The sequence below is a fragment of the Vibrio sp. L5-1 genome, from assembly GCF_021728315.1.
Lineage (GTDB): Bacteria > Pseudomonadota > Gammaproteobacteria > Enterobacterales > Vibrionaceae > Vibrio > Vibrio splendidus_K.
In genome coordinates this window covers 1-23,915 of the sequence record NZ_JAKKCQ010000005.1, presented here as the reverse complement: position 1 = coordinate 23,915, position 23,915 = coordinate 1, and the positions used below count along the sequence as shown (strand labels likewise).

21 protein-coding genes, 1 tRNA gene and 2 rRNA genes are annotated in these 23,915 nt (G+C 43.9%); 15 read left to right on the top strand and 9 right to left on the bottom strand.

Annotated elements, in window-relative coordinates; genetic code table 11:
* The first annotated feature begins 9 nt into the window (after positions 1 to 9).
* From L3V35_RS17795 to L3V35_RS17760, 8 genes are all read left to right on the top strand, one after another.
* Positions 10 to 1,041, top strand: a complete 1,032-nt coding sequence (locus tag L3V35_RS17795) for a major royal jelly family protein (RefSeq protein ID WP_237300373.1) — start codon at positions 10 to 12, stop codon at positions 1,039 to 1,041.
* Between the two features lie 170 nt (positions 1,042 to 1,211).
* Complete coding sequence (locus tag L3V35_RS17790) at positions 1,212 to 1,814, top strand: 2OG-Fe(II) oxygenase (RefSeq protein ID WP_237300372.1); 603 nt, start codon at positions 1,212 to 1,214, stop codon at positions 1,812 to 1,814.
* 287 nt (positions 1,815 to 2,101) lie between these two features.
* Positions 2,102 to 3,394, top strand: a complete 1,293-nt coding sequence (locus L3V35_RS17785) for an extracellular solute-binding protein (protein WP_171328285.1) — start codon at positions 2,102 to 2,104, stop codon at positions 3,392 to 3,394.
* Between the two features lie 246 nt (positions 3,395 to 3,640).
* A complete protein-coding gene (locus L3V35_RS17780; RefSeq protein WP_114635615.1) occupies positions 3,641 to 4,522 on the top strand; it encodes an ABC transporter permease subunit in 882 nt (293 codons plus the stop codon).
* A gap of 38 nt (positions 4,523 to 4,560) precedes the next feature.
* Positions 4,561 to 5,403 (top strand): sn-glycerol-3-phosphate ABC transporter permease UgpE, encoded by an 843-nt coding sequence (ugpE, locus tag L3V35_RS17775; protein ID WP_102511493.1) that lies wholly within the window; start codon positions 4,561 to 4,563, stop codon positions 5,401 to 5,403.
* Entirely contained in the window at positions 5,393 to 6,703 is a 1,311-nt protein-coding gene (locus L3V35_RS17770) for a sn-glycerol-3-phosphate import ATP-binding protein UgpC (protein ID WP_237300371.1), read from the top strand. Before ugpE ends, L3V35_RS17770 begins: the two co-directional genes overlap by 11 nt.
* 56 nt (positions 6,704 to 6,759) lie before the next feature.
* On the top strand, positions 6,760 to 7,479 hold the full coding sequence (locus tag L3V35_RS17765) for a glycerophosphodiester phosphodiesterase family protein (RefSeq protein ID WP_237300370.1): 720 nt from the start codon (positions 6,760 to 6,762) through the stop codon (positions 7,477 to 7,479).
* 158 nt (positions 7,480 to 7,637) lie between these two features.
* Positions 7,638 to 8,375 carry a sulfite exporter TauE/SafE family protein gene (locus tag L3V35_RS17760; protein WP_237300369.1) on the top strand — a complete coding sequence of 246 codons (738 nt, stop codon included), beginning with the start codon at positions 7,638 to 7,640 and terminating at the stop codon, positions 8,373 to 8,375.
* A 77-nt stretch (positions 8,376 to 8,452) separates the two neighbouring features.
* Here L3V35_RS17760 and L3V35_RS17755 read toward each other — a convergent pair whose 3' ends face one another.
* Positions 8,453 to 9,244: a L,D-transpeptidase family protein gene (locus L3V35_RS17755; protein WP_237300368.1), complete on the bottom strand. Its 792-nt coding sequence runs from the start codon at positions 9,242 to 9,244 to the stop codon at positions 8,453 to 8,455.
* A gap of 2 nt (positions 9,245 to 9,246) precedes the next feature.
* The gene (locus L3V35_RS17750) at positions 9,247 to 9,729 is read right to left on the bottom strand and encodes a GNAT family N-acetyltransferase (RefSeq protein WP_004733067.1); all 483 of its coding nucleotides are present in this window, start codon (positions 9,727 to 9,729) and stop codon (positions 9,247 to 9,249) included.
* Between the two features lie 209 nt (positions 9,730 to 9,938).
* Between L3V35_RS17750 and L3V35_RS17745 the strand changes: the two genes are divergently transcribed.
* From L3V35_RS17745 to grxB, 3 genes are all read left to right on the top strand, one after another.
* The gene (locus L3V35_RS17745; protein ID WP_237300367.1) at positions 9,939 to 10,919 is read left to right on the top strand and encodes a Gfo/Idh/MocA family oxidoreductase; all 981 of its coding nucleotides are present in this window, start codon (positions 9,939 to 9,941) and stop codon (positions 10,917 to 10,919) included.
* A gap of 164 nt (positions 10,920 to 11,083) precedes the next feature.
* A complete protein-coding gene (locus tag L3V35_RS17740) occupies positions 11,084 to 11,242 on the top strand; it encodes a hypothetical protein (RefSeq protein ID WP_004733064.1) in 159 nt (52 codons plus the stop codon).
* A 333-nt stretch (positions 11,243 to 11,575) separates the two neighbouring features.
* Positions 11,576 to 12,208 carry a glutaredoxin 2 gene (gene grxB, locus L3V35_RS17735; protein WP_237300366.1) on the top strand — a complete coding sequence of 211 codons (633 nt, stop codon included), beginning with the start codon at positions 11,576 to 11,578 and terminating at the stop codon, positions 12,206 to 12,208.
* A gap of 118 nt (positions 12,209 to 12,326) precedes the next feature.
* Here the strand turns inward: grxB and L3V35_RS17730 are convergent, their stop codons facing one another.
* On the bottom strand, positions 12,327 to 13,160 hold the full coding sequence (locus tag L3V35_RS17730; protein ID WP_017069200.1) for a pyruvate, water dikinase regulatory protein: 834 nt from the start codon (positions 13,158 to 13,160) through the stop codon (positions 12,327 to 12,329).
* A 178-nt stretch (positions 13,161 to 13,338) separates the two neighbouring features.
* Here L3V35_RS17730 and ppsA point away from each other — a divergent pair, with 178 nt between their 5' ends.
* Complete coding sequence (gene ppsA / locus L3V35_RS17725) at positions 13,339 to 15,711, top strand: phosphoenolpyruvate synthase (protein ID WP_237300365.1); 2,373 nt, start codon at positions 13,339 to 13,341, stop codon at positions 15,709 to 15,711.
* Between the two features lie 83 nt (positions 15,712 to 15,794).
* Here ppsA and L3V35_RS17720 read toward each other — a convergent pair whose 3' ends face one another.
* Together L3V35_RS17720 and L3V35_RS17715 are read right to left on the bottom strand one after the other, a co-directional pair.
* Positions 15,795 to 16,586, bottom strand: coding sequence for a hypothetical protein (locus tag L3V35_RS17720; protein WP_237300364.1), 792 nt, complete (start codon positions 16,584 to 16,586; stop codon positions 15,795 to 15,797).
* Positions 16,587 to 16,652: 66 nt separating this feature from the next.
* Positions 16,653 to 18,023: a serine hydrolase domain-containing protein gene (locus L3V35_RS17715; protein ID WP_237300363.1), complete on the bottom strand. Its 1,371-nt coding sequence runs from the start codon at positions 18,021 to 18,023 to the stop codon at positions 16,653 to 16,655.
* Between the two features lie 92 nt (positions 18,024 to 18,115).
* Here L3V35_RS17715 and L3V35_RS17710 point away from each other — a divergent pair, with 92 nt between their 5' ends.
* Together L3V35_RS17710 and L3V35_RS17705 are read left to right on the top strand one after the other, a co-directional pair.
* Complete coding sequence (locus L3V35_RS17710; protein WP_237300362.1) at positions 18,116 to 19,090, top strand: AraC family transcriptional regulator; 975 nt, start codon at positions 18,116 to 18,118, stop codon at positions 19,088 to 19,090.
* Positions 19,091 to 19,352: 262 nt separating this feature from the next.
* Positions 19,353 to 20,687, top strand: a complete 1,335-nt coding sequence (locus L3V35_RS17705; protein WP_237300361.1) for an MATE family efflux transporter — start codon at positions 19,353 to 19,355, stop codon at positions 20,685 to 20,687.
* 98 nt (positions 20,688 to 20,785) lie between these two features.
* Here L3V35_RS17705 and L3V35_RS17700 read toward each other — a convergent pair whose 3' ends face one another.
* Positions 20,786 to 21,640, bottom strand: coding sequence for a glycerophosphodiester phosphodiesterase family protein (locus L3V35_RS17700; protein ID WP_346730176.1), 855 nt, complete (start codon positions 21,638 to 21,640; stop codon positions 20,786 to 20,788).
* 70 nt (positions 21,641 to 21,710) lie between these two features.
* On the opposite strand from L3V35_RS17700, the gene L3V35_RS17695 reads away from it, so the two are divergent.
* Positions 21,711 to 23,123: a phosphoethanolamine transferase gene (locus L3V35_RS17695; RefSeq protein WP_237300359.1), complete on the top strand. Its 1,413-nt coding sequence runs from the start codon at positions 21,711 to 21,713 to the stop codon at positions 23,121 to 23,123.
* 290 nt (positions 23,124 to 23,413) lie between these two features.
* Here L3V35_RS17695 and L3V35_RS17690 read toward each other — a convergent pair.
* From L3V35_RS17690 to L3V35_RS17680, 3 genes are all read right to left on the bottom strand, one after another.
* A tRNA-Ser gene (locus L3V35_RS17690) sits at positions 23,414 to 23,504 on the bottom strand.
* Positions 23,505 to 23,587: 83 nt separating this feature from the next.
* Positions 23,588 to 23,703, bottom strand: a 5S ribosomal RNA gene (rrf, locus tag L3V35_RS17685).
* Between the two features lie 113 nt (positions 23,704 to 23,816).
* Positions 23,817 to 23,915, bottom strand: a 23S ribosomal RNA gene (locus L3V35_RS17680); the annotation flags it as partial.

Here is a 23,915-nt window from a genome sequence, read left to right as displayed (position 1 = left end):
GGAAAGAAAATGAAAAAAACAATAATCTACACCGTACTAGCGAGCGCAATTTTGTCTACTTATGCACATGCAGAGGCAAAGATCACTCCAAAACAAGCTACCGTGGTCGCGACCATGACTGAACGCCCAGGTAACCCTTCGGTTACACCAGATGGGCGTTTATTGTTAAGCGTTCATCCGCTCGATCATCCAACGACTAAAGTCATCGAGTTAAGCGTGGCTGGAAATCAAACGCCATACCCGACGATGAAATATGCACAAGGTGAAAACTCTCAATTTAAGGCTGTCATTGCCATTCGTACCGATGACAACGGAGTCGCGTGGATTCTCGATCTGGCAACTCATTCCATAACGGGCTGGGATACTCGTAATGAAGCATTAGTAAAAACGATAAAAATACCCGCCTCTGTTCTAAAACCGACAAGCTTCCTACAAGATTTTGCTCTAGACCAAAAAAGACAACGTATTATCATTGCTGATATGACCCAGAACGATCTAAAATGTGAAGCTATTCCAGCCTTTGTAACTGTTGACCTAAAGACGGGAGAAGCGGTTCGAGTGGCAGAAAACCACCCATCTATGAAGGCCGACAGTAAAACTGGTTTTGCGTTAAACCCAATCACGATCGATCCATCTTACGAATGGGTCTATTTCGGAGCTGTCAACGGACGCACTATTTATCGAGTGAAAGCGAGTGAGTTCGATAACGATGGAAAGACTGTCGCAGACAATATTAAAAGATACGCAGACAAACCTTATTCAGATGGTATTACTGTAGACAGTGCTCAGAACGTTTATGTTACGGATATTGAGAACAATGCAATTGGTGTGTCCACACCAAAAGGGTACCGAATTATTGCCACACTATCAGACAACCAAACTTGGCCTGATGGCATGTCATTTGGCCCTGACGGTTATATTTACGTAACGGTCAATCAACTTGATCGAACGGCTGCCTTAAACAACGGTAAAGATACTGGTACTCGACCATTCGAAGTCGTACGAATCAAAGCACTGGCTAAAGGAACAACCGGACGATAATTCAACAGAAGTGAGCCTTTAAATTGGCTCACTTTTCTTTTCGGTTGATCCTCTCTCTTATCTTCACCAGCAAACTATAAACATTAGTCGTGACGACAAAATACGTGATTTGTTAGCCCGAGTTATTCGGACTATATATGCGCCTCTATTTTATTGTCTGAGTGCTATACATGAACCAATTAATTGATGCTCTTTCTACCCAAGGTTACTTTGTTTGGGATGACTTCTTAACTCACGAAGAAGTGGTGGCATTGAGGGATTGCATTCCAGAGAACTGGAAAAAGGCTAGGATCGGCCGTAATGATGACGTAGCACGAGAAGCAACGATTCGTAGTGATAAAATTCAGTGGGTACGCCGTGATATGGGCGAACCCGCATCTCTGTTCCTAGACAAAATGGAACAAATTCGTTTAGAGGCAAACCAAGCGTTCTTTTTAGGTCTGTTCGAATACGAAGCGCACTTTGCGAAATACGAAAAAGGCGACTTCTACCAGAAGCACTTAGACTGCTTCAAAGGCAATGAAAACCGCCGTCTAACTACCGTGTTCTACATGAATGACGAATGGTCAGAGGAAGACGCAGGAGAGCTCGTGGTTTACGATCTAAAAGGCAATCACATTGCGACCATTCCACCAAAGGGTGGTCGACTGTTGGTATTCTTGTCTGAACAGTTCCCACACGAGGTTCTGCCAACCAACACAGAGCGATTCAGTATAGCTGGTTGGTTCCGAATTAACGGTGTGAAAGACAACCAATTGGATATCGCGCACTAAAACTGTATCCACATCGAACCTTCTTCTAAGCCTCTCCATCGAGAGGCTTTTTTATTGAACAACAGTTGTCCAATAAAACGTCTTAAAAACCGAACATGTTCAACATCAAAACCATCAATAACTTTTCTCTTAAATAAAATCGAAACGAATCTTTCATATCACTGAAACGGTTTAGCCACGTAAGTGAAATATGGCCTGTTCAAGATAGCTTCAAACGACACCCCTACCGTCTCGTTAATACTCTAATTCAATACCTCTACATCGATTTCATCCAAAAGGAAAAGAAGATGAATAAGCTAATTTTGGCAGGCGTTCTTTCGGCAACAGCAGCAATGCCCGCGCTCGCAACGACTCAAGTCACTTGGTGGCACGCAATGGGCGGCCAGCTTGGAGAAACAGTCAATAAAATTGCGACGGACTTTAACGCATCACAAGATGATTACAAGATCACGCCAATCTATAAAGGTTCATACACAGAGACCTTAACAGCGGGTATCGCAGCGTACCGAGCAGGTGAAGCACCCAATATTCTACAAGTCTTCGATGCCGGCGCTGCAACCATCATGAACGCGAAAGGCGTGGCGAAACCAGTACAGGATATTCTGGTTGAGTCGGGCTACAGCTTTAATTCGAATGATTACCTGGCGGGCGTTCGTAACTTCTATGCCGACAACCAAGGCAAAATGGTTGGTATGCCTTTCAACAGTTCGACACCGGTTCTTTACTACAACAAAGACCTTCTCTCAGAAGTGGGTGCCAAAGCGCCTAAAACTTATGAAGAGTTAGAAGTGGTAGCCAAGAAGTTGAAAGCAGAAGGGCACATCGCGTTTTCTCAATCTCTAACGCCGTGGATCATGTTTGAGAACTTTAAGTCTCGCCACAATCTACCAGTCTCTGACCAGAACAACGGCTACGACGGCCTATCCACTAAAATCATGTTCAACACTAAAGATATGATGATGCACGTTAGCAAGATGAAAGAGTGGTCAGATCTAGGTTACTACAAGTATTACGGCAGCGACTGGGATGCAAACCAAACGCCTTTCGAGCGTCAAGAAGTGGCAATGTGGATGGGTTCTTCAGGTTCATTCGGTGGCTTACGTAACCGCGTACCTTTCGAGCTAGGCACAACTTACCTTCCTTACTGGAAATCGGTTAACCCAGATGCTGGCTTAACCTTCATTGGTGGTGCCGCTCTGTTTGCATTGAATGGCCATGACCAACAACAAGACAAAGGTGTGGCTGCGTTCTTTGATTACCTGACTAAACCTGAAACTCAGGTTTACTGGCACAAAACCACTGGCTATGTACCTGTAACGACCGCTGCATATGAACTAGCGAAAGAGTCTGGTTACTACAAAGACCAGCCAGACGCGGAAGTGGGCGTAAAGCAGCTTAGCCTGAAATCGGGCGAGTGGACTAAGGGCTACCGATTAGGTTATTACCCGCAGATCCGTGAAGTGATGCACCGTGAGTTCGATAACATCTTCGCAGGCCGCTCTAGTGTCGAGAACAGCCTAGATAAAGTCGAAGATGAGAGCAGCAAACTACTGAAACGCTTCGCTCGCACCATGAACTAATTCTGCTTTTTAGCTAGAGCAGATAACTGAACTGAAGGCTTAACACACCAAAAGCCGTTCATTGCTCCTCACCACTTGTCACTGCGTTATTAAAAACGTAATGGCAAGGCGTGAGGAGGTTCTTCATTAGCGCCATTTCTTGCTCCAACAACGATAACTCAACTGGATGCATGCCTTGATATCGCGCTAGTGGTAACGGTCACTAATCTAATAGTGGCTACTGTAACTATTTTTAGGGATTACCCTGTGGAACGACGTCAGCAATTCTTTCACTCTCCGCTGCCTTACCTATTTTTGGCGCCTCAGATCCTCATCATTGCCGTTTTCTTTATCTACCCAGCAGCAAAGGCGGTTTACCTTTCATTTATGCTGGAAGACCCTTGGGGCACCTCATCTATATTCGTCTGGTTTGAGAATTACCAAATGCTATTCGAATCGAGCGAGTACCTGAACTCGATTGGATTTACTTTGATGTTCGCGATTGTGGTCTCTTTCTTATCACTTGCCTTGGCTCTGCTGCTTGCCGTGAAAGCCGACAACATCATTCACGGACAAGGCGTATACAAAGTCACCCTCACTTGGGTTTATGCGGTTGCGCCCGCGATAGCAGGCGTTATCGGTGCTTTCTTGTTTAACCCACACATTGGCGTGTTTACCGAAATATTTGCGGTTATAGGTTGGGACTTTAGCTTTCAGACCGATCCTGTTGATGCCACGTTTGCTCTGATTTTGGTGTCCGTGTGGAAACAAGTTTCGGTGAATTTCATCTACTTTCTGGCTGGGCTTCAATCGATCTCTTACGCCGTAAAAGAAGCAGCGATGTTGGATTGTATCAGTGACTCGAAACGTTTCTGGACCATCACTTTCCCACTACTGGCCCCTACTGGCTTCTTTCTGTTGGTCATCAACCTCACCTACTCCTTCTTTGAAACCTTTGGCGTGATAGACACCATGACCAATGGCGGTCCAGGTGGCGGTACAACTTCGTTAGTCTACAAGGTGTATCGAGATGGCTTTGTTGGCGCAGATTTAGGTGGCAGCTCTGCGCAATCAGTTGTGTTGTTGCTACTGGTGCTCACTCTTACATTTATCCAGTTTCGCGTTGTAGAAAAGCGTGTTCATTACTAGCCCACGACAGCTAGGTTTTAACGCGACAGGAGTTATTTATGAAAAGTAATAAGGTCTCTGACCACCTAATTTTAATTGCTGGGATGCTGTTTATGTTAGTCCCTATCTGGCTAATCTTTGCCAGTTCAACCCACAATCCAAACACCATTGTCAGCGAAGGTCTGCAATGGCTACCGGGCGATAACTTTACGGCTATTTATAGCGAAGCTTGGAACAAAAGCATGGGCTTTAGTGGCGAAGTCACCGCCAGTAAAATGATCGTCAACTCGATGATCATGGGGCTCGGTTTTGCGATCGGTAAGATCATCATTTCGATGATGGCGGCGTATGCTTTGGTCTACTTTCGACTGCCTTACGCCACGGCGTGGTTTTGGTTGATCTTCGTAACCCTGCTACTGCCATTAGAAGTTCGTATTATCCCTTCCTATGAAGTTGTCGCAGGGCTTGGGCTTCTTAATAGCTACACAGGGTTGATTCTACCTTTGATCGCATCAGCCACCGCGACCTTCTTTTTTAGGCAATTCTTCAAAACCATCCCTGACGAATTATTAGAAGCCGCACAGTTAGATAACGCAGGTCCATTTCGATTCTTTGTCGATATCTTGCTACCTCTATCTAAAACCATGATCGCCGCGATTTTCATCATCATGTTTGTTGTGGGTTGGAACCAATACTTATGGCCGATCATGATGACTACCGATGAAGGCTACAACACCATCGTGATGGGGATAAAACAAGTACTCAACAACATCAATGAAACCAGTTTACCGCGCTATGACTATGCTTTCGCCATGGTGATTTTAGCCATGTTGCCACCCGTTTTAGTGGTGGTTGTATTTCAGCGTTGGTTTGTAAAAGGGCTAGTAGAAAGTGAAAAATAATAACGGCACAACTCAAATTAACAATAACCGCATTCAATCACTTGATGAGTACAAGACGTCTCAGCTGCCTTCTCACCAAACTATCCACAAAAATACAGAGGACACCTCGATGCCAAACTTAAAGCAGACGCTAGCGCACAACCAAGCCACTCACGATCGTACGCGTAAAGCTGCCACCATGTTAGGTATCAAAAACTTGGTCAAGACGTATGAAAACGGCCATCAAGCCGTCAAAGGAGTCTCGCTTGATATCGATGAAGGTGAGTTCCTTGTTTTGGTGGGTCCTTCTGGTTGTGGCAAGTCTTCTATTTTGCGATCCATTGCGGGTTTAGAAAGCATCTCTGGTGGCGAGATTCACTTAGGTGGCCGTCGGGTTGATACAGAGAAACCTGCCCTGCGTGATATCGCGATGGTCTTCCAGAATTACGCGCTCTACCCTCACATGACGGTGTATAAGAACCTCGCTTATGGCTTAAAGAACCGAGGTGTCAGTCAGCACCTTATTGAAGATAAAATAGAGAAAGTCGCCAAAACGCTGAAGATCGAAGAATACCTAGACCGCAAGCCAGCCAAACTTTCTGGTGGTCAACGTCAACGTGCTGCTATGGGGCGAGCGATCGTTCGCGACCCACAGCTGTTCTTGTTTGACGAACCTTTGTCTAACCTAGATGCCTCACTGCGTGCCCACATGAGGTTAGAAATCAAAAAGCTACAACGCGAGCTTGGCGTGACCAGTGTTTACGTCACTCATGATCAAGTTGAAGCCATGACACTGGCTGACAGAATCGTGGTACTCAACAACGGTCAAATAGAGCAAGTAGGAACACCAAGAGAGGTCTACCACCAGCCAGCCAGTACCTTTGTGGCAAGCTTCATTGGCAGCCCAGCGATGAATTTCTTGCCAGCAACACTCGACGACGGCTACCTTGAGATTGGCGACCAGCAAATGTACTTGCCCGAATACGCCCACGTAAAAAATACAGCCATCACACTTGGTATTCGCCCAGAACACTCTGAGGTTTGTGCCGATTTAGTCATGAACGCGCTGCCGCTTGAATTACGCATCAGCGTGGTTGAGCCTTTAGGGCCAAATCAATTGGTTCATGGCCTTGTGAACGAACAACCCTTTATTGCAGTGACACCTGAAACGACGCTGTGCCAAGCCGTCCCTCTCGGGCTAAGCATCGATAAATCCAACCTGCATATTTTTGACAATCATGGCAAACGCATTCACCCAAATAACTTCACATCACAGGAGTCACACGAAGATGCGACAAGCTTAACGACGGCTCTAGCTTAATCGAGTACACTGATATTTAATGCGTTTTTACGGTGCGTCTTTAAGAAGGATTAATTATGTCGTCTATCATCGTAGGTCATCGGGGTGTCGCAGGTACTCACCCAGAAAATACCAAAGCAAGCATTGAACAAGCGGCTAAACTCGGCTTGAAATGGATTGAAGTTGATATTCAGCCCACTCAGGATGACCAACTGGTCGTTTGTCACGATCACACGCTTGAGCGCTGCAGCGATGGCAAGGGTCGAGTTGATGAACACACCCTTGCTGAACTGCGTCAGCTCGATTTTGGCCGTTGGAAGTCTGAGCAGTTCGCTGGAGAAAAAATACTGACGTTGGAAGAGTTACTCGCACTTGTTGAGCAGCATGATCTTAGCGTCAACCTCGAAATTAAAGTCGACAGCCGACATCAAGCCCCTTATGTGGTTGATTTGCTGCACGACGAGTTGATTCGCTCAGATCTAGACACCGATAAGGTCTTACTTTCGAGCTTCAGCCATAAGGTGGTTACTGAAATGGCTCGTCATTTACCGAGATATCGAGTGGGAGTAATCACAGAGCAACTGACTCAAGATGATCTTATGCTCATCAATGAGGTAAAAGCGTTCAGCTGTCACATGAACTATGAACACGTTGATCAGATCGATCTTGACACTCTCAACAAAGCGAACATTCAAGCATGGTGCTACACCGTCAATGATCCGTCTCACTTCAAGCTTATCTCAAAAGTAGACGCTGTATTTACTGATTTTCCGAATCAATTCAACCCTATAAATTGACCTCGTAAATACCGCAAAAATACCCCCGAGAGACTTTAAAATTAACCCTGAAAAACCTGAAAATTAGGTAGTAAACACAAGTGAGTAGGAGTACATTCCGCTACTCACTTGGTTTCACTAGCTCGCCTTATTAGACAGCTTCATTGGTTACTTAATTTATGGATCTCATTTTTAGTCCAACCTTCCCAATTTTGGGTGCAATCTTCATTTTCGCCGCTATTGTTCGTGGCTTCTCAGGTTTTGGTTTCACCTTAGTGGCATTGCCATTGAGTGCGTTATTCGTGCCTGTTATCGAACTGGTTCCTGTTTTCATGCTGATCGACCTGTTAGGCAATATCCAATTGCTGCCGAAGGTTAAACATCACGTAAATTGGCGATGGGTTTCAAAGGTATTTATCCCTTGTTTGGCCTTCACGCCCGTCGGCTTGCTGTTACTCAAATCCGTTAGCCAAGACACGATCATCTTGATCATCAGTGCCTTCATTTTTGCGTCAGCAATCATGATCTACAAAGGGTTCCAATACAAAAGCGAACCTAGATTTGCTCCCTATATTCTAGGCAGCCTTGCTGGGGTAATGAATGGCGCAGCTTCCATGTCTGGCCCTCCGGTTGGCACGCATGCATTGGCAAGTCCTGTCGCACCACACATTGCCAGAGCCGGCCTAATTGCGTTCTTTGTACTAGCTGATTCTAGCGCCTTTGTTACGGCCTCTATAGCAGGGTTAGTCGATCGTGATGTGGTCTGGCTTACTCTAGCACTCTTACCAAGCAGCATGTTTGGCGGCTATGTCGGTTCAAAATTGTTTGAGAGTTTTGGTGGGGCGAAGTTCAAGCCAGTCACGATTGCACTGCTCATTGTGATTGCTATCTTCAGTGCAGGTCGAGTCATACTGTAACTGGCTCTAGCGCTGATTTCGCCAATTGTTTTCGAGAGTTGTTTTCGAGAACTGTTCAGGAAAATGGGTACCGATAACTACCATTCAATATGGATAGGGGTACCCATTTTTACGAGTTGGATGAACTCATCCATATCTTGATTGGTTAATGCAATACAGCCATCCGTCCAATCGAAGCTTTGTATAAAACTAGGTGAACGACGCTCACCATTCTTGATTCCGTGGATCTTGATATTGCCCCCAGGATCAACATCATTTTTTTGTGCCCACTGCATATCTGATGATCGCGGGTAGTTGATATGCACCGAGCGGTAGAAGTCTGATTCTTCCATAACATAGTCGAGCTGGTATTGCCCTTCTGGCGTTCGGTTGTCCCCTTCAAAGCGCTTATGCCCTTTCGGTTGTTTACCTAGCGCAATACGAAATTCCTGAACCACTTCCTCCCCTTTGAGCAGATACATTCTACGTTTAGATTTGTCGACTTTGACTAAGGTGACCACTTGCAATAACGGGTCTATGCCAGAAGACGCGTCAGGTAGAGTGTAAAACTCTTGAGAGGAACTTTGAGGTAGACCTGAGCTTTGAGGTAGACCTGAGCTTTGAGGTGGACCTAGTGAAGAGCGTTGAGAAAGCTGGGCGACCTTTTGTTGAGAGTCCCCTTCAAGAGCATCGTCCATAACAATGACATGCTTCGAATTCGAGCTGACCGATGACGTAGGTGTGCGATTAGAATGGGAAGGTGCTGACTCAAATACAATGGTTTCGATAGCGGTCGCATCAGACACAATTTTCTCAACGACGAGCTTCTCCGCATAAGCGAGCGAAGTAGAAAAGAGTAAGCATAACGATAAAGGCCAAATCAAACGCACCCTTAAATCTCCTCAAAACGCATGGACATGGTTCGAGATTGAGTTTCCATCCCTAACGACTCATAAAAACCCTGAGCTTGCTGGTTGAACTCCATCACTTCTAACCTAAGCTCGATAGCACCGCTCGCTTGAGCCCACTGATTGAATGACTTCATTAAAGCTCGACCGACACCTTGGCTTTGAACTTGATCGTTAACCACAATCGTATTCACTCTTGCCACCTTATGCGGCTGAATAAAGCTCACCCCTTTGTTTTGTGTCACCTTCCCGGCTAAGAAGCCAACCACTTGTTGCTCATCAACGGCAACGAAGAAAGCCCCTACAGGATCGATCATCAACCCTAACCAGTACTCTTCACTGTCAGTAAAACCCAATGAAGGTGGCGCAAATACCATCGGAGCACCAAGATGATGTTGACGATTTATCTGCTCTGAGAGCTCTAAGATCGAGCTTATATCAGTGACCTTGGCAGTCCGAATTTGCATATCATTACCTTATTTGAATTCACTAATACCTTAGCAAAAATGACTTCGTTGTGCACCGTTGTACTGGTCAACCCAGACGTTCTGTGAAGGCTGATTATTAATATTAGGCACTATGTTTAGGGAAATTGTTCCGTAAATCTCAGGCACATTGCCAGCCGTTGAGTGCTACTATCTCTGCAGAATCAATACACTAACTATTGGACACCTATATGATTAAGTTTGCTGTAATTGGAACGAATTGGATTACACAAAAGTTTGTTCAAGCTGCTCACGAATCTCAATCGATGCAACTTGCAGCGGTTTACTCTCGAAATCTAGACAGCGCGGCACAGTTCGCCCAAGAGTTTGACGTTGAAACGACGTATAACTCACTCGACGCATTGGCCAATGACAAAACGGTTGAAGCCGTATACATCGCTTCACCGAATTCACTCCATTGCGAACAGTCCATCTTCATGATGGAGCAAGGCAAACATGTCATCTGTGAAAAGCCTGTCGCATCGAATATTAATGAAGCAACCCGAATGTTTGAGGTTGCTCAGAAGAACGGAGTGGTGATGTTTGAGGCGTACAAATCTCAGTTTCTACCGAACTTTAAGCAAGTTCAACTAGGGTTAGAGAAGATTGGCAAGGTACATAAGGCACACATCAACTACTGCCAGTATTCATCGCGCTACCAAAAATACCTAAACGGCGAGAACCCAAACACCTTCAACCCAGCTTTTTCTAACGGCTCATTGGTCGATATTGGCTTCTACTGTGTTGCCGCGACAGTCGCGTTATTTGGCCAACCTGAAAATGCACAGGCTTCTGCAAAGCTACTGGATTCAGGTGTCGATGCTCATGGCTGTGCGATCTTCCAGTATCCTGAGTTTGACGTAACGCTCGCTCACTCCAAAGTCAGCGACTCTTATGCGCCAAGCGAGATCCAAGGTGAACTAGGAGCGATCATCATCGATCACATCGCTGAATGTACTGACGTTAAGATCCGCTACCGCGATGGTAGTGTTGAGAGCCTCACACAAGCGCAAAGCGAAAATTCAATGTGTTACGAGGCGCAAGCCTTTGCAGACTGCATTGGTGGCGATCAAGCAACTCAAACGCAAGCCCAACAGCGCGCTTTAACTGTTGCTAAGTTAATTACAGAGATGCGCCAGCAAGTTGGTGTCGTTTATCCGGCAGACAAATAACATCGCTGAATGAGTTAACAAACTGATTTTTAAGAAATACTGGTTTATGCATAACTAAATTTAATCTTTACGACAAATAACCGGATTAGTTGATTGGGGTGTCATCTGTTTAAATCCGCGTTCGATATCTATCGTATTTATTTAATTTATTGAAGGTGTGTAAAGTGTTTTCAGTTGACGATCGCGTTGTAGCAACAAAAGGTGTTGAGCTTGGTGAAATGGTAGTGACTGGCCTAAGTGCTGGTGGTGGCTACGTTCACGTTACAACGGTAGAAGGCGCAATGACGCTTACTTACCCAGCACAAGACCTTAAAAAAGCATAGTTTAACTACTCTGCTCTTTTAGTAGTCACTCTGCTAAAGGTAACAACATTGAGGCTTTGGCTGACTTCACTCTTCTGCATTAGAGTGAGCCGCCAGAGCCTTTTTTGTGCCCGTTATTTCTCACTAGCCTTCCCATTAGTCTACTCATTGCAGTAAAGCCGAATCCAACAGACAATAGAATTAATGAAAGAGTATTTATACCAAGCACTTATTGTGTGTTGTTGATACTTGCTGTTTATTGGTACTTAGCGTTTATTGACGCTTAATGTTCGTAATACTTTCTGATATATTAGCATTAACTTATATTTATTCTATCCTGAACTAAGGGAAGCTATGAAGCTTTACATTTACGACCACTGCCCTTTCTGTGCAAGAGTTGCCTACATCGCTCAATCTTTAGGCTTGAACATCGAACTTGTTTCTGTGGATTATGATGATGCCCAAACCCTTATCGATCTGATCGGTAAAAAAATGGTGCCCGTCTTACAGAAAGACGATGGTTCTATCATGGCCGAAAGCCTAGACATCATTGCTTATTTCATGGATTTGAAATCAAAGGATGAGCAACGTGAACCTTCAGAGCAGGCTACTCTTTTCCAAAGCCGATCTTTTCCTCTCACTCAACAGATCGGACGCCCACGTTGGTGGAACCTCGACTTGGCTGAATATCGCTCTGCTGGAGCCAAAGAAGCTTGGCGTGTTAGTAAAGAGACCGAAGGCTTTAATTTTGAAGAGCTCTTAGAAAAGACCCCGCAATACGTTCAACTGATTAACCCATTACTGAAAGATGCCGAGCTTTTACTGAATCTAGAGAATGGTGAGTCATCGCTACCTTTGGTTGATCAAGCACTCTATTTCTCAATGCTTCGTGGCTTCTGTGTCGAACCAAGTATCACATGGCCACCAACACTTGAGCGTTGGTTAGAAAAACAGAGTCAAACGTTAGGCATCAAGCTTCTTCGCTAATTTCCTAATTTGCTAAGTCGTTAGTCGTTAGTCGTTAGCAACGAGCCTAAACGAAAAATCGAAGCTCCCCGAAACATTGTTCGTACGAGCTTCGATTTTTATGACTCAATTGTCTTTTCTACAACAAGCGCCTTCTCAACCCTGTTCGCTCCAAGATTCGCGTTGAAATTTCTTCAACCGATAACGAAGACGTGTTGATGTAAGGTATCGCTTCTCGGCGAAACATCGACTCTACCGTTTGCAACTCATACAAGCATTGCGAATCACTCGCGTATTCACTTCCGGCTAAACGGTTCTCTCGAATTTCAGTCAACCTTTCCGCATCAATGGTTAAACCAAACAGTTTGTGTCGGTAGATCTCAAATTCGGGTAACAGCTTCAAGCGCGCCAAGTCATCATGAATGAACGGGTAGTTCGCTACGCGCAAGCCAAACTGCATCGCCATATACAAGCTTGTCGGTGTCTTACCGCTTCGAGACACACCCAATAGGATGATATCCGCCTCTTCAAGCCCTTTCAGCGTAATGCCATCATCATGAGCCAACGTGTATTCAATCGCAGCAATACGGTCGAAGTACTTCACTGAATCTTTATTAACACTACGTGAGCGCTGCAGCTTAGGCACAGGGGCCATTTGGGTATCGTCTTGCACTTTCTGCACAATACTCTCTAGCACGTCATAACAATGCGCTGGTGCCTCCAAGAGCTTCTGCTTGATGTCTGGAATCACAATCGAAAAAAAGACCAACGGGTGGTTGCCCGTATCACGATACGAAATTTCGATCTCTTTTAATAAATCAGAAAGTTTGTCCTCACTTTCGACAAACGGGAAGGTTTTTTCATTGGCTTCGAATGGGAATTGACCTAGAACAACATGCCCTAAAGTCTCACATGTTATGGCCGTTCCATCAGAAACATAGAATACATCACGACTTTGGATATCAATTTGCATTTTTTATTTAATGTTTAAAATTATTTTGAGTAGGATGGGAACCATAATATATATAACGAAACCCTGCTGACTATTACGTCCCCCACAGCTTTTAAAAATAATTTACATTTTTTTAAACTGATACGTAATCGTTTGCCTTTAAATCCCTACAATACTTGCTATGTTTCTGGAGAAATAAATGCAAAATAACACCCTATGGTTCAATGGCCTTTCCATGGAAGATGTCGACAAAGTCGGCGGTAAGAATGCTTCACTTGGCGAGATGGTTTCTAACCTAGCCAACGCTGGCGTATCAGTACCTAATGGTTTTGCTACCACATCTTATGCGTTTAACAACTTTCTTGACTACAAAGGTCTTGATGAGCGCATTCACCAACTTCTTGATGAACTTGATGTTGAAGACGTTGACGCACTGCGTAAGACAGGTGCAACGATTCGACAATGGGTTCTAGACGCACCATTCCCAGAATCACTAGAGCAAGACATCCGTGATAACTACCGCGAACTGATTGAAGGCAACGAAGAATTGTCTGTTGCGGTTCGTTCATCGGCAACAGCTGAAGACCTTCCAGATGCTTCATTTGCAGGCCAACAAGAAACCTTCCTTAACGTGAAAGGGATCGATGCGGTTATCGAAGCGACTAAACACGTGTTCGCATCTCTGTTTAACGACCGTGCTATCTCTTACCGAGTACACCAAGGCTTTGATCACCGTGGCATTTCATTGTCTGCGGGTATCCAGCGTATGGTTCGCTCAGACAAAGCCTCTTCAGGTGTGATGTTCACGCTTGATACTGAGTCAGGCTTCGACCAAGTGGTATTCATCACCTCTTCTTGGGGTCTAGGTGAAATGGTTGTACAAGGCGCTGTGAACCCAGACGAATTCTACGTTCACAAGCCAATGCTAGAAGCGGGTCACTACCCAGTTGTTAAAAAGACATTTGGTTCTAAGTTGATCAAGATGATCTACTCAACCAACCAAGAGATCGGCAAGCAAGTTGATATCATCGACACCGATACTCAAGAGCGTAACGAGTTTTCATTGAACGATGAAGAGATCAAAGAGCTAGCAAAACAAGCGATGATCATCGAGAAGCACTACCAACGTCCGATGGACATTGAGTGGGCAAAAGATGGCATCGACGGCAAGCTTTACATCGTTCAAGCTCGTCCTGAAACCGTATGTTCTCAAAGCGACCAAAACGTTATCGAGCGTTACGAGCTAAACAACAAGGCAGATGTACTAGTTGAAGGCCGTGCTATCGGTCAACGCATCGGTTCAGGCCCTGTTCGCTTAGTTGACTCTCTAGACCAAATGTCATTGGTTCAAGAAGGCGACGTACTGGTAACAGACATGACAGACCCAGACTGGGAACCTGTGATGAAGAAAGCGTCCGCGATTGTGACTAATCGTGGCGGCCGTACTTGTCACGCAGCGATCATTGCTCGTGAGCTCGGTATTCCTGCCATTGTTGGCTGTGGTATAGCGACAAGTAGCCTAAATGATGGCGACATCGTGACAGTGTCATGTTCAGAAGGTGAAACGGGCTACGTTTACAATGGCGAACTCGACTTTGAAATCAAACGTTCTGAGGTTGATGAGCTACCAATGCTGCCAACCAAAGTCATGATGAACGTAGGCAACCCAGATCGTGCCTTCGACTTCGCTCAGATCCCGAACGAAGGTGTTGGCCTTGCTCGTCTTGAATTCATCATCAACAAGATGATTGGTATTCACCCTAAAGCTCTGCTGAACTTCGATGAGCAAACGGATGAGATCAAAGCAGAAATCAACCAACGCATTCGTGGTTATAAAGATCCTATCGATTTCTACGTAAGCAAGCTAACGGAAGGCATCGCGACCATCGCTTCTGCGTTCTGGCCTAAGCGTGTAATCGTACGTATGTCTGACTTTAAGTCGAACGAGTACAGTAACCTTGTTGGCGGTAAAACGTTTGAACCACATGAAGAGAATCCAATGCTGGGCTTCCGTGGTGCATCTCGTTACATCTCTCCAGTCTTTGAAGACTGTTTCGAGCTTGAAACTCAAGCGCTGAAACGCGTTCGTAACGAGATGGGACTGAAGAACGTTGAAATCATGATTCCATTCGTTCGTACTCCAAGCGAAGCGGCATCGGTTATCGACATTCTGGCTAAATTTAACCTGCGTCGTGGCGACCAAGGTCTGAAAGTCATCATGATGTGTGAGCTACCATCGAATGCGATATTGGCTGATGAGTTCTTGAAGTACTTCGATGGCTTCTCGATCGGTTCGAACGACATGACGCAGCTGACACTTGGCCTAGACCGAGATTCAGGTGACGTTGCACACTTATTCGATGAGCGTAACCCAGCGGTGAAAGCGATGCTGAAAATGGCAATCGATGCAGCAGCTAAAGCGGGTAAGTACGTGGGTATTTGTGGCCAAGGCCCATCTGACCATGATGACCTAGCTGAATGGTTAATGGAGCAAGGCATCAGCTCTGTTTCACTAAACCCAGATACGGTTATCGACACGTGGTTGAAGCTTGGTAACGTAGCAAATAAATAACGCTTCGTGCGAGACCTAAACGACAAAAGCCAGTCACGATGACTGGCTTTTTTAAGTTCTTTGCATGTTAGCAAATTAAGGGGTTAGAAGTAGTATCTCACACCAATCCAAGCCTCGGTTTGCCAATCATTCGACATTGGCACACCTTTCACATCAACATCTGCTTTGGTAATGTCATAACGCGTATTCAACCACCAAGTTCTTGCACTGTTCATCGGTACATTTAACGATGTTTTGAAAGAGAAGTTCTGCATATCGATGTCATCGCCAGAAAGATCCTGCCACTCTGGTACTAAAGACACATAGGCGCCAGAGTCACCGAGATGCTTCGCGGTAATCAAACCAAGCGAGTATCCCGTTAAATCATCTTTAGATGAAGTAACACCAGGGATCTCCATGCTACCTGTCATCAACCCTGCTCTTGGAAATACAAGAAATCCACCGGTATAAACTGGATTAATCGCAACAACACCGCCAACCGACAATAAGTCATTTTTAATGCTGTTGCGCGTATTAATATAATCTAATGAAAGACCCACTTTAGGCGTAGCTTTAGTCCCCGTTTCAAAGACGTGGAAGTACTGGATTCTAGAGTTGCTATACTCTGTACCGAATTTGTCTGGATCGCGAAGCGCTGTGTTGCTTTCATCGACAAACGTCCCTTCAGCCAGTAGGGCAAACTGTTGACCGTTTTCTAAACCGCCAGAAACTTGTCCCTGAAATTGGATATCTGAGCTACCGTTCAACATCAATGCAGCTTGAGTATAAACTTTGGTGACATCAGCAGGGTCGATAACACGTTCGGACTCTGAACCTGCATGTGCAGGCAGCGCTAAACCTAAACTCAAAGGGATCAATAGAGCAAACTTTTTCATTATATATCTCGAAAGTCGTTTGCTTCCTCCTTGAAGCATGGAACATCCTGTTGGGTTATAAGTAGATTACTTGTCGGCAAGTAGTTTCGCTGCAGAGCGCATCAGTGCTGGACCTTTATTCTCACCAAAACCTGAGTGGTATGGGTTGGTTGAAAACATCACGCCTACAAAATCACGCTCTGGATCGATATAGATAAACTGCCCAAGGTTGCCACTTTTCGACATCGCACCGTCATTGAAGATATAGTCGAATTGATAAGCGTTGTAGTCAGCCTTTTCGTTAAAAGCGTGCACTGAACTGCTCTCTTTACTAGTACCTACGAAGCCTTTCGAGTTGCCACCAGTATGAATGCGGTCAATCACTGCTTGTGAAATCACAGGCTCATCAGCAACGGCTTTCCAGCTCGGTGTAAATAACGTTCCCCAACGTGCCATATCTTCTAAGGTCGTCGAAACCAAACCTACCGCGATGCCCATTCCATCAGGTGTTAGGTTGATCTGCATAGGCTGACGAGCATGTACCTTAGACCAAACACGGTCTTCAAATACCTCAGTCCAAGTCTTGTTTTCAATGTTTTCGACTAGTTTGGTCAAAACCATGGTATTGATTGAGGCATAGCGGAAATGATCACCTGCTTTCTCGCCCTCTAGCTTTTGTGCGCCCTTAGCCACGTCCATCCATGTTTCCATCTCACCGGTTTTTGCTCTTGGTGAATTGAATGACGCAGCAAAGAAACGTACTACGTCAGAGTCCGGATTCAATATCGATTCAAGCGTTTCTTCGTTGTCTAACGCAGTCGACATGTTGAGCACTTGATGGACAGTGATGCTCTCCCAGTTAGTCTCTTTGAGTTCAGGAACGTAGTGAGCAATGTCCTGTTCAGGATCGACTTTACCTTCTTCAACCAGCATAGCGACTACTGCGCCTACCGTCGTTTTCGCTGTTGAGGCCCAAACGTGGGTGTCTGTTGGGCTCATGCCGGGATAAGCCTGATAAACGATCTCACCCTTGTGAATTAACATGAAGCCTTGAGTTCTGAACTGCTCATCCGCTAGGTATTGCTCCATTGTCAGCTCACCTTTGGTTTCGGTGTTTACGGTTAATTTAGCAAGGCGTGAATCGATATTTTTAACCAGTGGCTTATATTCCGCATTAGGAGCGGCAAGAGCGGTCGGCATAAATTCACTCATGTGCATGTTGTAATAGACACTATGATCACCACCCATTTGCCAATGGAAATTATTGAAATTTTCACGAGCTGAATCAACGAAACCAGGAGTAAAAGATTGGAGAGCATCTTTTACAGGTAGAGTAACCTGCGCGCCTTCAATCTTAAGCGCGGCTTCTACTGGGTTTTCTGCAAATACAGTCGATGACACAGCAAGCGATGAAATCGTGAGTGATGAAATAATTAAGGCAATGGGTGTAAGTTTCATGTTCTTCTCCTCTTTGGGTTAGAAGAAGTATATGGAGTTACGCTACACTTAATTAGGTCATTTGGTGACATTTATAGGTAATACTAACAACAATGAAAGCATCATCGAACATAACTAACATACTATTGAGCTCTACCAGTAATATTGCCCCGTACATTGCGTATTGTGATAAGAGATCGCTTGACTGGCGCAGTGTCGCTATCGAGTGCGGTTTACCAATTGAGCTAACACAATCTAACCAATGGCTTCCTACCCAAGATTTAATTCTCTTTATTCATCGACTTGAGCGTAAGTTTGGTTATTCGATTGGTATTGAAGTTGGGCGAAAAACCTCTCTGGAACAACTTTCACCACAGCTACACCATGAGATAGAGAAATGTAGTTCGTTAGAGCAAGCCATTCGTTGTTTGATCGCTGAAATGCCTAGTTTGAACAACCACGTCACGATATGGACCGAGAAAAAAGAGGGCTTGTGGTGGCTATGTCATCGCAGTTGCTATCATCCATCAACCTCTGGATTTGAACAATCCGAATGGTTTAGATCCCTTACAGTGATTACCCTATGCCGTAAGTTTATAGACGACCAGTGGCAACCATCACACGCTAAGCTTGTCTCTACCAACAACGGTGCGCGTCAGTTACCTAAACACTTTTTTAATTCTGATATTCAGTTTGAGCAACAATATGGGGCGATTGCGATCCCACTGCCCGACGACTATCGCGCTATCTCAGAACAAAATAGTACCCAAGATTGGGAGCAAGCCGTAAAGACACTGATAAACACTTATTCGACTTTACCTTGGTTCAATATTGAATGGTTTGCGACCATGCTCGGCATGACAAAACGAACGCTACAGAGAAACCTGAAGAGCAAAGGCATTCTTTTTAAAGAAGCCAAAGAACAGGTTCGTGAAACCAAAGCAAAACAGCTACTCGAAGAGACCGATCTTTCAGTGCAAGAGATCAGTTGGCAAGTTGGTTACAGTGATTTGAGCAACTTTAACCGTGCTTTCAAAGGTTGGGTTGGTATCACAGCACCAAATTATCGGCATAAAGCGAAACCTTAGAAATAATCGATTTGAAAACCTTTAGACCCAATCCGCCAATATAAAACTCAGAAACAAGATACGACACCTTAAATTTCAATAAGCGACCGCATAAAGTTACATCGCACAATGCTCACATACCGATGAAACTGTGCAAAGGTAATATCGATAGATCTAAGAACAATTATTGGTATCGGGCTGACCTTACGTTATCCTTTACGCAATTCTTCATTGAGAGGTTTGTCACCAACACAAACCTAACTTCAAGACCGATAAGAGTGTTATGAATTCTACTACCGCAACTCCCTCGCCTTCTCTTGGCCGACAACTCTATACAATGACATGGCCAATGCTGTTTGGGGTGCTTTCCCTTATGAGCTTCCAGCTTGTAGACAGTGCTTTTATTGGCCAACTGGGCGTGCTGCCGCTCGCTGTTCAAGGTTTTACACTTCCAATACAGATGATCATCATTGGTATTCAGGTCGGGCTAGGAATCGCAACAACCGCGGTAATTGCAAGAGCCATTGGCGCGAATGAAACGCGCTACGCTAAGCAGCTTGGTGGATTAGTAATTGCGATGGGCAGCGTGAGTGTGGCGCTTTTCTCAGTCATCATTTATCTGCTTCGGGGGCCAATTTTACAGTTGTTGGATGCGCCACCGACGGTATTACCGATCATTGATTCTTATTGGATCTATTGGCTAATCAGCTCTTGGACAGGAGCCCTACTCTACTTCTTCTACAGTGTTTGTCGTGCCAATGGTAATACCATGCTGCCCGGATCAATGATGATCTCGACCAGTGTCATCAACTTGATATTGGACCCGATTTTCATCTTCACTTTCGACATGGGCATCAATGGGGCAGCCATTGCGACCATTTTGGCGTTCGGTGCGGGTATCTTTATCGTTGCTCCAAAAGTTACGAAAAAGCATTGGATGACATTCGACTGGCACGATCTCGACATCAGCAAAAGTGTTCGTTCAATCGGTAACATCATGGGACCTGCCATGATCAGTCAATTGCTACCACCCGTTTCATCAATGTTCGCCACCAAGCTACTTGCTGGCTATGGGACTGCAGCCGTTGCAGCTTGGGCTTTGGGTTCTCGTTTTGAGTTTTTCTCCATTGTTGCCGTGTTAGCACTGACTATGTCGATGCCACCAATGATTGGACGCATGTTAGGAGAGAACAACCTCGAAAACATACGTAAGCTCGTTAAGATTGCAGTGATGTTCGTATTGGGTTTCCAGTTGGTGATAGCGTTAGTGACTTGGTTGTTCTCTGGTGGGCTAGCAAACCTTATGACTAGTGAAAGCGAAGTCTCGACGATTTTGAACTATCACCTACTGATCGTGCCTATTAGTTTAGGGCCACTGGGAATCTGTATGCTGATGGTTTCTGTCTCTAACGCATTGGGCAAGTCTTACACCGCATTAACGATTTCAGCGCTACGCCTGTTCGCCTTCTTCTTGCCTTGCTTGTGGGTTGGCTCGCAGCTTGCTGGTATTGAAGGTCTGTTCTGGGGCGCAATGGTAGGGAATGTACTTGCCGGAACCTGTGCATGGTTTATGTACCAACGCGCACTTGGGCAAGTCGAGGCTAGGCTTGCCAAATAGGCAATTCGGGAGCTCATCAACCAAGCAATCTCCAAAGAACATTTAATTAGACATCAAAGCAGAGCGATTAAGCTCTGCTTTTTAGATAAGCTGCAATCTTATAGTTCATCTGATGGAAGAACAAAGTCGACATATAACGCAAAGTTTCCGATTCCAGAAGCTTTAATACCATCCAAGTCTAAATCATTTGTCGAATAAATCATGGCAGAAACCCCCATGTTGCTTAGTTCTATCGCCTTCTGATACTCACTCCCAAGCGAGCTAAGGTTATCACCCCGATACGTCACAGCCTTAATTTTATTTAAATCAATCCACTCAAGAATAAATGGTGTATTTAGATCTATATTTAATGCGACATTATTAAAACCTAACTCTATTGCTTCATTATATTGATCTGTGTTGAATACTTCGATAATAGATTTATCTTTATCTATTATATACTTTGAAAGCAAAGCAAGATTATTTATTTTATCCGTAACTAATACCACGCCATTTTCATCTAGAATATCAATAGCTGTTGATATATTTAATGTTTTATATTCATCATAAATTATCTTTGATTCAAATTCTTTAGAACTAATAGACCCAGTATTATTAGAATTTGTCATTTCGTGAAAAGTCTTCCAATCATGAACAGCAACAATCCTTCCATCCGATGAGATAAGTAGATCTAACTCTATCATCTTGAAACCATGTTCAATTGATTGCTCCACCGCTTCTAACGAGTTTGTATATTTAAATCCATTGATTCCCCCACCGGCATGTGCGATCAAACCACCAGAATTATCGATAATATTAAGGATGTTATTATGTTCATTTGGGTATGCCTTTACATTGCCTCTCCATACATCAATGACTACACTCATCGAAGGGCCGATAACAAAAGCTACCCAAAAACATATGAGAACTAGACAAAATATTGATATTAAGACTCTGATTCCTTTAAGTATCATGACATTTTACCTGTTGAGAACTGGGGCTGATGATAATTTGTGGTTTACCCTATCAATATTGAGTTTAAACATGTTATTTATAGCAACTATAATAGCATTTGTCGGTAATAGATTTGTATTTCTTCTTCTCACGGTAATAATGACTTTTGATTTCTACTTAAGATTGAACTCTCTAAGCTTAGACTTAGGTGTCTTAGGATCGGTTTTAGAGTCTAATCGAGGTGAAGCTCTTGAACATATAAAAAGTATTAGCGCCATAACATATGTAAAGATAATTGTATTTTTCATTCTGGTTTTTTTATCATTTCACATTACCTTAGGAAAGGTTGGTAAGTCATTTTCATTAATTATGTTGATATTATTTTCCAGTATATTGGTAACCAAGTTTTATAGCTTACATAATAATAAAAATACGACATACCTCAATGAAGAATACTCAAAAACAATCCATCATGAAGTGTGGTTTAGTTTTTTAGGGTTAATTTCAGTTATTAAACCTATTTCTTTATATTATGAACTATCTCTTCTTGAAGGGGGAAAATCTGTAATCTCTTCAAAATGGGAGAATGTTCATACAAATAAAGTATTAAAGGATATTTATGTCGTAAATATTGGTGAATCTGTGAGCAAAAATTACTACCCATCGTATAACGAAGAAAATGGAAAGATAAAAGGAGCAGAAATATTTAATGGTGTTATTTCCCCATCCGTTGTTACATACTTCTCAGTTCCTCGAATATTATCCAAGAGCCTAGATGTAAACAGGCATGACAAAGGCTTAAATGTGATAGATCTTGCTAATGATGCTGGAATGAAAACTTATTGGATATCAAATCAAGCTAAGATCGGACAATACGAGACACAAGTATCCGCAATCGCGAGTAGGGCACATTACCAATATTATAAAAATACGTCTTATGATAAAGCTGAACCCGATAACATTCTCTTACCAGAAGTGAGCAAGGCGATTCGTGAAGAAACTAATAAGCCGAAAGTCATTTTCATTCATACCATGGGGTCACACTATGACTTTTGTAAGAGATTTGATGAGGAGATTTCACTAAAACCCTCAGATAACAAATACCTAGAATGCTATTCAAAATCAGTAGCTTATGGCGTGGCTTTTATAGAGAAGCTTAGAGACTTACTCACGATGCATGATAAAACATATAAAATCATTTATTTTTCTGATCATGGCCTAACGTCTGTAAACGTTCCACCGTATCTAATTCATGGTACTGGCTCACATTTTTCAAGGCAGGCAGTAGAAGTACCGTTTGTAACAATGAGTGACGATACCCAAGAAACAAAAACACATTCGGTCAAATATAATTTGAGAGACTTTTCAGACACATTTGCACAATGGGCAGGAATCAATTCGGAACAGACAGAGCTACATAAAAGTATCTTCAATACCGAGTACATCGGAAAGGAGTACGACTCAGTGCTAACAAGTGAGTTTAAGATAAGAAAAATCGACTAAGTCGGCAACTGGTACAGAAGATCCGGAATACCAAAAGGTTACTTAGTAAGTAACCTTCTCCTCACATCAAATTACCTCTTATTTAACACTGTGTAGGCAGATATCAGCTCAATTTTACTTATTCAAGAACTTCATTAACCTTGTTAGCAAACAGCCTAATGAGATGATTTAGGAAACTCTGACAGTATCCGTGGGTGAATTAAGTGCGTGTGTAAATATTTGGATGATACATAATGATTTGAAACAGATAAGAAAAAAGCCCGCTGATTTCTCAGCGGGCTTTCTAATGGTGGTGGAGGGATAGGGATTTGAACCCTAGAACCGCTATTAACGGTTGCCGGTTTTCAAGACCGGTGCTTTCGACCACTCAGCCATCCCTCCAACAAATTGTTACTAAAATCAGTCTTACTTGTACGCTGCTTTTAGTTTTATTTTCAGTTTTTAAAACTGAAAATACAATTAAAGCCTGGCGATGTCCTACTCTCACATGGGGAAGCCCCACACTACCATCGGCGCTATTGTGTTTCACTTCTGAGTTCGGCATGGAATCAGGTGGGTCCACAATGCTATGGTCGCCAAGCAAATTTTAAAATTCGGAAAGCTGCTTCTCTATTTAATAGAGCTATAAAAGTTTCTCTTCAAACTCATTCAAGGTCTGGTACTTCTGAGTCCACAAAACCCCTTGGGTGTTGTATGGTTAAGCCTCACGGGCAATTAGTACAGGTTAGCTCAATGCCTCGCAGCACTTACACACCCTGCCTATCAACGTCGTAGTCTACGACAACCCTTTAG

Excerpts from the sequence above, each read along its gene's own strand:
- L3V35_RS17795 (WP_237300373.1), top strand. The coding sequence starts at position 10 with ATGAAAAAAACAATAATCTACACCGTACTAGCGAGCGCAATTTTGTCT.
- L3V35_RS17790 (WP_237300372.1), top strand. The coding sequence starts at position 1,212 with ATGAACCAATTAATTGATGCTCTTTCTACCCAAGGTTACTTTGTTTGG.
- L3V35_RS17785 (WP_171328285.1), top strand. The coding sequence starts at position 2,102 with ATGAATAAGCTAATTTTGGCAGGCGTTCTTTCGGCAACAGCAGCAATG.
- ugpE (WP_102511493.1), top strand. The coding sequence starts at position 4,561 with ATGAAAAGTAATAAGGTCTCTGACCACCTAATTTTAATTGCTGGGATG.
- L3V35_RS17765 (WP_237300370.1), top strand. The coding sequence starts at position 6,760 with ATGTCGTCTATCATCGTAGGTCATCGGGGTGTCGCAGGTACTCACCCA.
- L3V35_RS17760 (WP_237300369.1), top strand. The coding sequence starts at position 7,638 with ATGGATCTCATTTTTAGTCCAACCTTCCCAATTTTGGGTGCAATCTTC.
- L3V35_RS17750 (WP_004733067.1), bottom strand. The coding sequence starts at position 9,729 with ATGCAAATTCGGACTGCCAAGGTCACTGATATAAGCTCGATCTTAGAG.
- L3V35_RS17745 (WP_237300367.1), top strand. The coding sequence starts at position 9,939 with ATGATTAAGTTTGCTGTAATTGGAACGAATTGGATTACACAAAAGTTT.
- grxB (WP_237300366.1), top strand. The coding sequence starts at position 11,576 with ATGAAGCTTTACATTTACGACCACTGCCCTTTCTGTGCAAGAGTTGCC.
- L3V35_RS17730 (WP_017069200.1), bottom strand. The coding sequence starts at position 13,160 with ATGCAAATTGATATCCAAAGTCGTGATGTATTCTATGTTTCTGATGGA.
- ppsA (WP_237300365.1), top strand. The coding sequence starts at position 13,339 with ATGCAAAATAACACCCTATGGTTCAATGGCCTTTCCATGGAAGATGTC.
- L3V35_RS17720 (WP_237300364.1), bottom strand. The coding sequence starts at position 16,586 with ATGAAAAAGTTTGCTCTATTGATCCCTTTGAGTTTAGGTTTAGCGCTG.
- L3V35_RS17715 (WP_237300363.1), bottom strand. The coding sequence starts at position 18,023 with ATGAAACTTACACCCATTGCCTTAATTATTTCATCACTCACGATTTCA.
- L3V35_RS17710 (WP_237300362.1), top strand. The coding sequence starts at position 18,116 with ATGAAAGCATCATCGAACATAACTAACATACTATTGAGCTCTACCAGT.
- L3V35_RS17705 (WP_237300361.1), top strand. The coding sequence starts at position 19,353 with ATGAATTCTACTACCGCAACTCCCTCGCCTTCTCTTGGCCGACAACTC.
- L3V35_RS17700 (WP_346730176.1), bottom strand. The coding sequence starts at position 21,640 with ATGATACTTAAAGGAATCAGAGTCTTAATATCAATATTTTGTCTAGTT.
- L3V35_RS17695 (WP_237300359.1), top strand. The coding sequence starts at position 21,711 with ATGTTATTTATAGCAACTATAATAGCATTTGTCGGTAATAGATTTGTA.